The organism is Phenylobacterium sp. (assembly GCF_028290885.1).
In the GTDB taxonomy this organism is placed as follows: domain Bacteria; phylum Pseudomonadota; class Alphaproteobacteria; order Caulobacterales; family Caulobacteraceae; genus Phenylobacterium.
In genome coordinates this window covers 15,308-27,520 of record NZ_JAQGIZ010000027.1, presented here as the reverse complement: position 1 = coordinate 27,520, position 12,213 = coordinate 15,308, and the positions used below count along the sequence as shown (strand labels likewise).

11 protein-coding genes are annotated in these 12,213 nt (G+C 69.0%); 4 read left to right on the top strand and 7 right to left on the bottom strand.

Annotated features, from left to right (window positions below):
- Positions 1 to 71: 71 nt before the first annotated feature.
- From JWP28_RS02145 to JWP28_RS02130, 4 genes are all read left to right on the top strand, one after another.
- Entirely contained in the window at positions 72 to 395 is a 324-nt protein-coding gene (locus JWP28_RS02145) for a metalloregulator ArsR/SmtB family transcription factor (RefSeq protein WP_299539485.1), read from the top strand.
- Complete coding sequence (locus JWP28_RS02140; protein WP_299539483.1) at positions 392 to 802, top strand: SRPBCC domain-containing protein; 411 nt, start codon at positions 392 to 394, stop codon at positions 800 to 802. Before JWP28_RS02145 ends, JWP28_RS02140 begins: the two co-directional genes overlap by 4 nt.
- Before the next feature lie 43 nt (positions 803 to 845).
- Positions 846 to 1,253, top strand: a complete 408-nt coding sequence (locus tag JWP28_RS02135; RefSeq protein WP_299539481.1) for a DUF1801 domain-containing protein — start codon at positions 846 to 848, stop codon at positions 1,251 to 1,253.
- Between the two features lie 284 nt (positions 1,254 to 1,537).
- On the top strand, positions 1,538 to 2,314 hold the full coding sequence (locus JWP28_RS02130; protein WP_299539479.1) for an alpha/beta hydrolase: 777 nt from the start codon (positions 1,538 to 1,540) through the stop codon (positions 2,312 to 2,314).
- A 38-nt stretch (positions 2,315 to 2,352) separates the two neighbouring features.
- Here JWP28_RS02130 and JWP28_RS02125 read toward each other — a convergent pair whose 3' ends face one another.
- The 7 genes from JWP28_RS02125 to JWP28_RS02095 all read right to left on the bottom strand — a co-directional run bounded on the left by JWP28_RS02125 (position 2,353) and on the right by JWP28_RS02095 (position 12,105).
- Complete coding sequence (locus JWP28_RS02125) at positions 2,353 to 2,739, bottom strand: VOC family protein (protein ID WP_299539477.1); 387 nt, start codon at positions 2,737 to 2,739, stop codon at positions 2,353 to 2,355.
- A 37-nt stretch (positions 2,740 to 2,776) separates the two neighbouring features.
- Positions 2,777 to 3,349 (bottom strand): TetR/AcrR family transcriptional regulator, encoded by a 573-nt coding sequence (locus JWP28_RS02120; protein ID WP_299539475.1) that lies wholly within the window; start codon positions 3,347 to 3,349, stop codon positions 2,777 to 2,779.
- A 140-nt stretch (positions 3,350 to 3,489) separates the two neighbouring features.
- Positions 3,490 to 4,968: a multicopper oxidase domain-containing protein gene (locus JWP28_RS02115; protein ID WP_299539473.1), complete on the bottom strand. Its 1,479-nt coding sequence runs from the start codon at positions 4,966 to 4,968 to the stop codon at positions 3,490 to 3,492.
- A gap of 323 nt (positions 4,969 to 5,291) precedes the next feature.
- On the bottom strand, positions 5,292 to 8,174 hold the full coding sequence (locus JWP28_RS02110; protein WP_299539471.1) for a bifunctional [glutamine synthetase] adenylyltransferase/[glutamine synthetase]-adenylyl-L-tyrosine phosphorylase: 2,883 nt from the start codon (positions 8,172 to 8,174) through the stop codon (positions 5,292 to 5,294).
- Between the two features lie 49 nt (positions 8,175 to 8,223).
- Positions 8,224 to 9,627: a HAMP domain-containing sensor histidine kinase gene (locus tag JWP28_RS02105; RefSeq protein ID WP_299539468.1), complete on the bottom strand. Its 1,404-nt coding sequence runs from the start codon at positions 9,625 to 9,627 to the stop codon at positions 8,224 to 8,226.
- 162 nt (positions 9,628 to 9,789) lie between these two features.
- On the bottom strand, positions 9,790 to 10,461 hold the full coding sequence (locus JWP28_RS02100; protein WP_299539465.1) for a response regulator transcription factor: 672 nt from the start codon (positions 10,459 to 10,461) through the stop codon (positions 9,790 to 9,792).
- Between the two features lie 30 nt (positions 10,462 to 10,491).
- Entirely contained in the window at positions 10,492 to 12,105 is a 1,614-nt protein-coding gene (locus tag JWP28_RS02095) for a Do family serine endopeptidase (protein ID WP_299539462.1), read from the bottom strand.
- Positions 12,106 to 12,213 lie beyond the last annotated feature (108 nt).

The window sequence follows — 12,213 nt, the reverse complement described above, 5'->3', positions numbered from 1 at the left end:
CCCCGCGCTTGACCGCTCCATAACTCCGGAGTTATGGGATTGACCAATAGCTAGCCGGTTATCAATCGCAGATGCCCAACGCTCACGATGTGCTCTTCAGAACGCTCGCCGATCCGACTCGGCGGGCCATCTTCGAGCGGCTGTGCCGCGAAGGCGAGCAGACGGTCGGGGCCCTGACGGCTCAGTCCGGGGTCTCGCAACCGGCCGTCTCAAAGCATCTCGGGGTCCTGAAGCAGGCCGGGCTGGTGCGCGACCGCCACGAAGGTCGCCAGACGCACTATAGCGCGCAGCTCGGCGCGCTTGCCCCCCTGATCGACTGGACAAGCCAAATGGGCGGGTTCTGGCAAAGCCGGTTCGACCACCTCGAAGATCTACTCAAAAGGATGGACCAATGAGCAACGCTGCGGCCGAAACGCTCTGCGTCGTCGTCGAACGGGAGATACCTTTTCCGCCGGAAAAGATCTGGCGCGCGCTGACGCAACCGCACCTGATCGAGGAGTGGCTCATGAAGAACGACTTCAAGCCTGTCGTGGGCCACAGTTTCAATCTCCGCGCAGACTGGGGCGCTGTCGATTGTCAGGTCCAGGCCGTCGAGCCGAACAAGACGCTGTCTTACACGTGGGGCGCCATGGGTCTCGAGAGTGTGGTCACCTGGACCCTCACCCCAACGAGCACGGGAACCCATTTGCACATGGAGCAGTCGGGCTTCCGGCCGGATCAGCAGCAGGCCTACCAGGGCGCCAACTACGGGTGGCGGAAGTTCTTTGCGAACCTGGAGCAGGTCGTCGCGCGGGCGGATTGATTGTCGCCTGCAACGGCATCGGACGCCGAGGCATAGAGATCCCATGACTCCATCGGAACAGATTGATCAGCTGATCGCAGAAACCACGGACTGGCGGGGCAAGACGCTCGCCAGCCTCCGCAAGACCATCCTTGAGGCCGATCCGGAGATCATCGAGGAATGGAAGTGGATGGGAAGCCCGGTGTGGTCTCGAGACGGAATCATCGCGGTCGGAAACCCCCACAAGGAAAAGGTGAAGCTTACCTTTTCCCACGGGGCGAGCCTTCCCGATCCTGACAAGCTCTTCAACAACGGCTTCGGCGGCAAGGTGTGGCGAGCGATCGATTTGTTCGAGGGTGACAAGATCGATGAGCGGGCTCTCAAAAATCTCATCCGCGCCGCCGTTGAATACAACCAGAGCAAATCGAAGAAGAAAGCGCCTGCGGGCGCTCGGGCGAAGGTACAAAAGTAAAAGGCAGCAAGCGCGTCGAGGAAGGAGCCAAGGCCAAAACCGCGGCCGACGCCGCTTCGTTCGAGGGCGGCGGCTTCGCGCCACTTGCGGACCTTCAGTCCTTGCCCCGAATGCGGACGTCGCGCGCTGCGGCAAGGTGTATAATCCCGGCAGCCTATTTCAGGAGGCTCGTCAGGCTGCGGTGAGGCGATCCGACACGAACATCTCGACATGCGCTGCGCCGCCGCCGCGCCAGGCAGATGGGCTTGCCCACGGATCTTTACGACTGAAGGAAGGCGAATCCGATGATGGACCGACGTGTTTTTTCGACCACCGTGGTCGCCGGCCTCGCCGCTTCGCTGATCTCCACCCGCGGCATGGCCGCCACGTCCGCCGTGGCGAAGGCGCGCAACGTCGTCCTTGTGCACGGGCTGTTCGCCGACGGATCATGCTGGTCCGAGGTGATCGCACGCCTGCAGGCGGCGGGACTCAACGCCACCTCCGTGCAAAACCCTCTGACGACGCTGCCTGAAGCGGTGGACTCGGCCGAGCGCGTGCTGGCGCGGCAGGATGGCCCGACGGTCCTGGTTGGGCATTCCTTTTCCGGCATGATCGTCACCGAGGCCGGCCTGCATCCAAATGTCTCGGCGCTGGTCTATGTGGCGGCCCGCGCGCCGGATGCGGGCGAGGACTACACGGCGTTGGCCAAGACATTTCCCACGCCGCCGGCCTCCGCCGGTATCGTTTTCGACGGCGATGAGGGGCGCCTCAGCGAGGCCGCGTTCCTACGCGATTTCGCGGGTGACCTGCCGGAAGCGAAGGCGAAGGTGCTCTATGCGGTCCAAGAGCCGTTCCACAAGGCCCTCCTCGCCGGCAAGACCACGCAGGCGGCCTGGCGGTCGAAGCCGAGTTTCTATGCCGTCTCGACGGAAGATCGGACAATCAATCCCGACCTCGAACGGTTCATGGCCAAGCGCATGGGCGCCAAGACCATCGAGGTGAAGGCCAGCCACCTGGCGCTGATCTCCCATCCTTTAGAGATCACGAATCTGATCCTGGAGGCGGCGGGGCAGCTCGCCTAGGCAATCCGGGGACGCGGTACTGGAGTGGACCCCGGAAATCAGGTGCGCGCCGCAGGCTGAAACAGCTCAACCACATTGCCCGAGGGATCCTCCGCCAGGATTTGCGACCCGCCGGGTCCCGTGACGATCTCATTGCGGAACCTCACACCCTGGGCCCGCAGGCGTTCGACCTCGGCGGCGATATCCTTGACGATAACCTGGAAGCGGGTCCACCCGCCGGGCTCAGGCTGGCGGCCATCCGGCATCGCCCGGCCGGCGGAGCTGGCGCTGCCGCTCAGCAGCAGTCTGAGAGGTCCGCGCTCCACGGCCGCAAACGCCGGCGACGCGGGGCCGACCGGGCGGAAGCCGAGATGGCCGACGTACCAATCGACCGACGCCTGCACGTCACCGACCATGTATCTTACGTTTACGGGGCTCTCGCTCATGGGTGGGTCCTCCTTGGTGCGATGCAATTGCCAACGATCATGGCGCAAGGGTGCGTCGCAGCAGGCTCTCCAGCGCAGCCCGAATGGCCGCGCGGTCGGCCCCGCCGGCGACGGCGTCGGCGGCCTCGTGGATGGCGGCGAACATCAGGCGCGCCGTGGGCTCCGGATCGACGGGTCCGAAGGCCTCGGCCTCCTGGCCCGCGCGGATGACGGCGGAGAGCCGCAGGATGGCGTTGTCGGCCAGGGGTCGGCGCTCGGCGAAATCCGCGTGGAACACCGCCTCGCCGACCCCGCGGCGCGAGAGGGTGAAGTCAATGAAGGCGCCCGCCTGTGACTCCACAAGGCTCGGCCAGTCCACCGGCCCGTCGACCTCGGTCGGCAGGGGATAGGCCGCGTCGAACTCTGACACGAGCCGCTGGCGGACCGTCTCGAGCAGGTCCTCCCAGGTCGGGAAGTAGAGGAAGAAGGTGCCCTTCGCGACGCCCGCCTCGCGGACCACGTCCTCCACCCGCACCCGAGAGCCGTTGGCCTGCAGCAGGCGCTCGGCAGCCTCGACGATCTCCAGTTTCCGCGCCTCGGGTTGGAGGCGGCGGCGCAGCGGCTTGTCCATCGGTCCATTCCTACTGACCGACAGTCATTAATACTGACCGACGGTCAGTGTCAAGCGGCCTGGTCGGGCGAGGCCAGCCGGCAGGACCCCCTTGGCCATTGGATGTCTCCGATCCTGGCGCGCCCCAGGCACGAAAGCGGTCACGCATAGTCGAACAGGCACATGAAGCCGAAATCCATGTGCAGCTGCTGGTGGCAGTGGAACAGGGTGCGCCCCGGATTGTCGGCCGTGAAGTCCACCTCCATCCGCTGATAGCCGCCCAGCATGACCACGTCCTTCAACACCCCGGCCGTCGGGCGGCCCGCGATCCGCGTGAGCTCGAAGCTGTGGCGATGCAGGTGGATGGGATGGATGTCGTCGCTGGCGTTGCTCATGCGCAGCCGATAGCGGCGGCCCTTCCGCAGCTTGAACATCGGCTCCATCTGCTTGTCGGAGAAGGCCACGCCGTTGATGGTCCAGCGGTTGAAGCCCCCGAGGGCCGCATTGTCCTTGGCGAAGGTCATGTCGAAGACCTCGTCCGGCGCCTGGGCCCCAGCGCCCGTCCGGCCGAAGCGGAGGTAGTCCCATTTGGACGCCGGCGGCTTCGACCATTTCGGCGGGCCCGTCTGGCCCGCGTATTCGACCACGACGCCCATGCCGTTTCCGCGGTCGTCGTCGGAGACATCGCCAAGCACCCACACGCCCGGACGGTTCATCGCGACGATGGCCGAAACCCGCTCGGCCGTGCCGATCCAAAGCACCGGCGCTTCCGCAGGCGTGGGGACCGGATTGCCGTCCAGGGCCACGACCTGGAAGCTGTGGCCGGGAAGCGCCAGACTGCGGATCTCCGTGGCGCTGCCATTCAGCACGTGCAGCAACAGCCGCTCTCCGGCCTTCACGCGGATCGGCTCGCCGTGGCCGAGCATGCGGCCATTGATGGTGAAGTGCTTGTAGCCGACCTCGTAGCCATGCGGCGTTCCCTTCGCCAGGGAAGCCTGCATCGCGGCTTCGCCGGAGGCCTTCAGCTTGGCGTCGACCGCGGCCGGCTGCAGGAAGTCCATGGCCATGTCGCCGCCCTGGCTGAGGCTGGGCCCGAACTCCTTCAGGGTCAGGAACACCTCCCGGTCGTAGCGGCCTGGCTCCCGTTTGGGCTCGATGTAGACCGGGCCGACCTGGCCGCCATACTGGCCGGCGGTCAGGTCCGATCCGGCGATCACGTGGGTATGGTAGAAGCGCAGGCCCGCCGGGCCAGGCGTGAAGCTGATCCGACGCGATCCGTGCGGCGGGACAAACGGCGTTCCTTCCTCGGCCGAACCGTCCACATTCACGGGAATCTTTTGGCCGTGCCAATGGAGCTGCTCAGGCCTAGCGGTGTCGTTGTGGATGTCGACGACGACCGGACGGCCCTCGTAGAAGCGCAGCAGCGGCCCGGGGAACTGGCCGTTGTAGGTCGAGGTGGAAATGTCCACGCCCGGGGCCAGCTCGATCTTCGTGTTCGCGATCCGGATAGTGTGGTCGGCCGCCGCAGGAGGGGCGGGGGGAGACGAGGCCCGCCGCGAACAGGCGGCCAGCGACGCGAGACCAACACCCAGAGATGTGGCCGCTCCCAGCTTGAGCAGGCGCCTGCGATCGAACGACATGGCTGACCTCGTTTCAGCGCGGAGCTGGATCGGAGGCGTCAGGTGGGCGCCGCGCCCAGGTGGGGCGGTCCTTCCCATAGCCCTCCGAGTTCGACATCGGAAGCCGAGAGCGAAGCGCATTGGTCTAAGAAGCGGAGCGGCGAACATAGACCTGATGGAGCATCGAGACCTGCTCTTAAGCTTCGTGCGCCTGCACATCCCTCATCACTCGGTGAAGGCGCAAAGCCATTATCTGGGAGTGGCAGTCGTCCGCCGTGGATCGGCTCGCCGGAAGCGAACGCTTGCAAGGTGGCGAGGCGCCGCAGATGGGCCGCACCGCGTCCCTACCCCGCCACGATCGTCTCATAAGCTCTTCGCGCCGCGCTGCGCTCCGTCTTCAGCGCGGCGCGCAGCTGCCGGAAATCCCGCACGCCGCCGGCCCGGGCCAACAGCGCGCGGAAGGCCGCCGGCTCCCGCTCCGGGTTGGCGCCGTCTTCCAGCGCCACCTTCAGGAGCTGGGTCAGGTTCTGCTGCAGACGCCAGGCGCGCTCGAGGTCGGCGAGCGGCTTGGCGGCGGCGAGCCCGGCGTCGCGGAAGGCCGCGAGCGCGTCGGCGGTGTTGGGCGCCATGGGCCCTCCGTCCGCGGCGTGAGCGAGCTGGAGGAACTGGGCGGCGAATTCGATGTCGACTAGGCCACCGGGGATGAGCTTCAGGTCCCAGTCGCCCTTCGGCGGCCGCTCGCGGGCCATCAGCTCGCGCATCTCGCGCACGTGGCGGGCGGTGGCGGCGCGGTCGCGCGGGCGGCGCAGCGCGGCGTCGATGGCCGCCTGCGCGGCCCCGGCGAAGGCATCGCTGGTCGCCCAGACCACGCGGGCCCGGGTCAAGGCCAGCAGCTCCCAGGTTTCCGCCTCGGCCGCGTAGTAGCCCTCGAAGGCCGCGAAGCTCACCGCCACCGGTCCCTTGGTGCCCGAGGGGCGGAGCTGCATGTCCACGTCGTAGAGCCCGCCCTCGCCCGTCTGGCTGGAGAGGGCGGCGATCAATCGCTGGGTGAAGCGGCCGTAGAAGGTGACGGCGTCCCAGGCCTTCAGCTCCGAGGCGCCCGCCGGATCGGCGGCGCGGTAGAGGGTCATCAGGTCGAGGTCCGAGCCCGCGCTCATCTCCCGCGAGCCGCACTTGCCCAGCGCCACCACCGCCACGTCGCCTGCGAAGCCGCCCCCCAGCCGCTCGGTCTCGGCCAGCGCCGCCACGGCCAGGGCGTCGATGCAGAGGTCGGCGAGCTCGGCGAAGGCCTTGCCGGCGGCAACCGCGCTCGCCGCCCCGCTCATCACCTGCACGCCGACCCGGAAGGCCTGCTCGCGGTGGACCACGCGCACGGCGTCCATTGCGCCCTCGAAACCCTCAGCCCGAGCGACCGCGGCCTGCATCACGGACCGGTCCTCGGCGATGTCGATGGTCTCGAAGAAGGTCCCGTCGAGCATGGCGTCGATCGCCGCGGGGCGCCGCGCCAGGGTGGACGCCAGCCGCGGCGCGAAGGCCATCACCTGCACGATCAGCTCGAAAAGGTTCGGCTGGGCGAGGAACAGCGACTGCAGCTGCACGCCCGACGACAGCCGCGAAAAGAAGTCGCCGAAGCGGTTGAAGGCCGCATCCGGCGATCCGGTCGCGTGGGCCGCGTCCAGCAGCCGCGGCGCGAGCCGCGTGAACAGCTCGCGGCCCCGCTCCGTGGCGGTGGCCGGGATATGGCCGTGGTGCCAGCCGCGGATGGTCCTGGCGACCTGGGCCGGGTTGGAAAAACCCATCCGCTTGAGCGTCGCCAGCGTCGCCGGATCGTCCTCGACGCCGGTGAACACCAGGCTGCCGAAGCGCGAGGACAGCGGCTCCTCGGACGGAAAGAGCTCGCCGTAACGGGCGTTGACGCCCTTCAGCGTCCGGGTGATGGCGGCGTCGAAGCTGCGCAGCTTGTCGAAGCCGGCGAGCGCCGCCACACGCCGGCGGTCCGCGTCGGCCTCGGGCAGGCGGTGGGTCTGCTCGTCGGCCAGCATCTGGATGCGGTGCTCGACGGCGCGCAGCAGGCGGTAGGCGTCGGTGAGCTCGGCGGCGGTCTCAGGCGCGACGTGGCCCGCCTCGGTGAGGGCCGCGAGCGCATCCAGCGTCCGGCGGCTGCGCAAGGCCGGATTTCGGCCGCCGAGGATCAGCTGCTGGGTCTGGACGTAGAACTCGATCTCGCGGATGCCGCCGCGGCCGAGCTTCAGGTCGACGCCCTTTGCGGAGACCCGCTCATCGACCTTGTGCGCGTGGATCTGGCGCTTGATCGAGTGGATGTCGGCGATGGCCGCGAAGTCGAGGTTCCTGCGCCACACGAAGGCGCCCAGCTCGCCGAGGAACGCCTCCGCCGCGGGGACGTCGCCGGCGCAGGGCCGGGCCTTGATGAAGGCCGCGCGCTCCCAGTTCTGGCCGACGTTTTCGTAGTACTCGATCGCCGCAGGGATCGGCACCGCGGCCTGGGTCGAGGCCGGGTCGGGCCGCAGCCGAAGGTCCATGCGGAACACGTAGCCGTCGGCCGTGCGCGCCTGCATCAGGTCGGAGAGCCGCTGGGTCAGCCGCACCGCGAAGGCCTCCGGCTCGATCCCCTCCGCCAGCGGCAGCCGGTCGGGATCGAAGAACACCGAGACGTCGATGTCGCTCGAGTAGTTGAGCTCGAAGGCGCCCTGCTTGCCCATGGCGATGCAGAACCAGCCGGGGACCGGCCCCTCGGGGCCCTCGACCAGTCGGGTCAGCCGTCCCGCCGCGACCTCGCCGCGCGCAGCGACCGTCAGGGCGGCGGCCACCGCGGCGTCCGCGAAGCGGGTGAGCGCGCCGGTGACCTGGTCCAGGTCCCACACCCCGCCGAGGTCGGCCAGGGCCGTGAGCAGGTGCAGTTCGGCCTTCAACTCGCGCAGGCGGACCTGCGCCGGCTCCAGATCGAGGTCCGCCGCCGCGGCGGTCCGGACCAGGATGTCGTCCAGCCGCGCCTGCGGCTCCGCGGCCAGCAACCTGTCCAGCCGCGCCGGATCGCGCCTGGCCAGGCTCGCCAGATAGGGCGACGCCCCGAAGATCGGGGCCAGCGCCGGCCAAGCCCGATCCAGCCGCTCCGTCCACAGGGTCTCGGCGACGACCTCGCGGGCGCGGCCGGCGGCCTTGTCGTCCACCACGGGGCCGCAGGGGCTCAGCTGTTCGGCGAGCGTCATGGCCGCAGGGCTTCCCACCCTGGCGGTATGTGGGTCAAGCCGGCCCCTCTCAGGCAGGTCGGGGCAGGATCAGCGCCACGCGCAGGCCGGGCCCCATCTCGCCCACCTTGCCCGGCCCCTCGGCGAGCTCCAGGCGGCCGCCGTGGGCTTCGGCCACCGCGGCGACCAGCGAAAGGCCCAGGCCCGCGCCCGGCTGGTTGCGGCTGTTCTCCAGGCGCACGAAGCGTTCGACCACCCGCTCGCGGTCGCCGTCGGGGACGCCTGGACCGGTGTCGGTGACCGAGAACTCGATCTCGCCGGAGGACCGGCGGCGCACCCGCAGCATGATCGCCCCGCCGGCCGGTGTGTACTTCACCGCATTGTCCAGGATGTTGGCCAGCGCCTGGGCCAGGAACTCGCGGTTGCCGCGCACCTGCAGGTCCTTGGAGAACTCGGCGGCGAAGTCGATCCCCTTGTCCTCGCAGAGCGGCTCGTAGAGTTCGGAGATGTCGGCGGCCAGCTCCGCCGGATCGAACAGCACCGGATCGGGCGCCGTGCCCGCCGCCTGCAGCCGGGCGATGGAGAGCACGGCGCCGAAGGTCTTCAGCACCCCGTCGGTGTCCTCCAGCGCCTGGGCCAACGCCTGCTTCGGATCGCCCTTGCCGGCCTCGACGTCGAGGAAGGCGGCCTCCAGCCGGGCGCGCAGACGGGTGAGCGGCGAGCGCAGGTCGTGGGCGATGGCGTCGCCCGCGTGGCGGTGGCCCGCCATCGATCGCTCCAGCCGGTCGAGCATCTCGTTGACGCCGGCCGCCAGCTCGTCGAACTCGTCGCGGGTGCCGCGCACGTGGGCGCGTGCGCCGAGGTCGCCGTTGCGCACGGCGTCCACCACCTCGGTGAGGCCCGCCATACTGCGGCTGACGTTGCGGCTGAACAGCGACCCGAAGGCCAGGCCCAGCACCACCACCAGCGCGCCCGCCCCCTGCAGGGCGGTGGTGATCTTGTTCACATAGGCCTGATCGGCCCCGACGTCGGCGCCGACGAACAGGATCTGGCCGCCGCTCAAGCGTTGCTGCAGGCCGCGGGCCGGATGCTTGACCGTGTGGCCCTGGGCGTCCTGGTCGGTGACCGAGAAACTGGTGGAGGTGAGCCCGCCAGTGAACTTCTCCACGGGACTTTCCTGGATGGAGCCGGAGATCGGCTTCTGGTTCTTGTCCATCAGGAGGTAGAGGAACGGCCGCTCGCTGGCCGCGCGCTCGATCAAGGACTGGTTGAGCGCATCGACGCCGGCCCGGTCATAGGCCGCCACCAGCGAGTGCATCTCGCGGGTGATCTCCATGTCGGTGCGCCGCGTCGCCTCGCCGGCCGTGGCCACGTAGATGTAGGCCAGGAAGGCGCTGGCCGCCGACCCGAACAGCGCCAGGAACAGCAGCGTCAACCGGAACGGGGTGGTGCGGAAAATGCGCGGCAGGCGCATCACTTCCCTTCCCATTCGTGGGAAGGGGGGACCGCCCGCCGAGCGAAGCGAAGAGCGGACGGTGGGAAGGGCAAGCGGCGAGCGCGGCGCTTGAGGCTTGCCCTCTCCACCACTCGCTTTTCAGCGAGCGGTCCCCCTCTCCCGCTGCGCGGGAAAGGAAGTTTAGGCATCCAGCCGATAGCCCGCCCCGCGGACGGTCTGCAGCATCGGCCGGTCGAAGCCCTTGTCGATCTTCGAGCGCAGGCGCGAGATGTGCACGTCGATGACGTTGGTCTGCGGGTCGAAGTGATACTCCCAGACCTTCTCCAGCAGCATGGTCCGGGTCACCGACTGGCCGGCGTGGCGCATCATGAACTCCAGCAGCTGGAACTCGCGCGGCTGCAGGTCGATCTCCTTGCCCTGGCGGTGCACCGCCCGGCCGATCAGGTCCATCTCCAGCTCGCCGACCCGCAGCAGCGTCTGCACCGAGCCCGTCTCGCGGCGCCGGGCCAGCGCCTCGACGCGGGCGATCAGCTCGGCGAAGGCGTAGGGCTTGACCAGATAGTCGTCGCCGCCGGCCTGCAGGCCGGCCACCCGGTCGCCGACCTCGCCCAGCGCCGAAAGGAACAGCACCGGCGTCTGGTCGCCCTCGCGCCGCAGGGTCTCGATCAGCTGCACGCCGTTCATCTTCGGCATCATGCGGTCGACGATCATCACGTCGAACTCGCCGTCGCGGGCGGCGGTGAGGCCCTCCTCGCCGTCCGCCGCGCGCGTGCAGACGTAGCTCGCTTCGATGAGCCCCCGCTCCATGGCGTCGGCCGCTTCCAGGTCGTCTTCGACGATCAGGATCCGCATCGTATGTCCGCCCCCGCGAAAGTCCTTGAGTTAGCCCAAAACCTTGAGCGGCAGGAAGGTCGTGCGGCCCTGGCGGAAGACGCCCACCAGGACGCCGGTCCGACCGGCCTTCTTGGCGCCGTCGACCGCGGCCGCCACATCGGCGGCGCTGGCCACCGGACGGCCGCCCGCCTGGACGATCACGTCGCCGCGTCGCAGGCCCTTCTGGCCGGCGTCGGAGGTCTGGTCGATGCTTTCCACCACCACGCCGTGCAGTTCGGCGGGCGCGTTGAGGCGCCGCCGGGTGGCCTCATCCAGCGGACCCAGCGCCATGCCGAGCACCGAGGGACGCTGCACCGGCGGCGTGACCGGGGCGCCCTGACCGGAACCGCCGGGCGTGTTGTCGTTGGAAGCCAGGTCCTTTTCGGAGGGTCGGATGCCGGAGCGCACCTCGACGACATGGTGCTTGCCCTCGCGGATCACGTCGAGCCGCAGGGTGTCGCCGGGCTTGCCCTTGGCGACCTCGCGGGTCAGCTCCGAGGAACTCTTGATGGAAACGCCGTTGATCGACACGACCACGTCGCCGGGCGTCAGCCCGCCGCGCGCCGAGGGACCGCCGGGCACCAGGTCCGAGACGATCGCGCCCTTCTGGACGCCCATGCCTTGCGCCTCGGCCATCTCGGGCGTGAAGTTCTGGATCGTGGCCCCGATGTAGCCGCGCTGGATCTTGCCGCCGGAGATCAGCTGCTTGGTGACCGCGTCCGCCACCTCCGCGGGGATCGCGAAGCCGATCCCGACCGAGCCGCCGGACGGCGAGAAGATCGCCGTGTTCACGCCGATGACCCGCCCGTAGATGTCGAAGGTCGGGCCGCCGGAGTTGCCGCGGTTGATGGGGGCGTCGATCTGGATGTAGTCGACGAAGGTCTCGCCGATGTCGCGGCCGTAGGCGGAGATGATCCCGGCCGTGGCGGTGCCGCCCAGGCCGAACGGGTTGCCCACCGCGATCACCCAGTCGCCGACGCGCGGCTTGCCGGCGTTCTCGAAGTTCACGAACGGGAAGTTCGCCCGCGAGCCCTTGACCTTGATGACCGCGAGGTCCGTGCCCTCGTCGCGGCCCACGACGACGGCGTCGAGCTCGGTCTCGTCCTTCAGGACCACCTTGATGCTCTCGGCGTTCTCGACCACGTGGTTGTTGGTGACGATGTAGCCGTCCGGGGAGATGAAGAAGCCCGAGCCGGCCGACTGCTGGGTCGGAAGCCGCGGCTGGCCCTTGTCGGTGCGGCCGCCCTGCGGGGGCGCGCTCTCGTCGTCGCCGTCACCGCCGCCCGGGGCGCCTTGACCGCCCTGGCCGCCTTGCCCGCCGCGCGGCACGATGTCGAACGGGAAGTTCTCGAAGCCCGGGATCTTGCGTAGCGCGCTGGCGTCGACGCGGCTCGTCACATTGATCGAGACCACCGCGGGCGACACGCGGTCGAAGATCTCGGCGAACGACATCGGCGCGCCGGGCGGCGGGGCGAAGATCGGCACGGTCGAGGCCTTGATGATGTGCGCCTGCTGGTCGGCGTGGGCGGCGGGCAGTCGCATGCCTGCGCCCGCGACCGCCGCGGCCATGACACCGGCGCCGGCGACGGCGCCCAGGAGATAACCGGTCTTCTTGGAAGTCATATGCCTTCTGTTCCTTGTGCGCGCCTGCTGGGGAGGTGGCGCGCCTCACAAACCTAGGTTCGATGCACGAGAGTACAACCACCCTCAAGTTACGTTTAGGTCACCCTG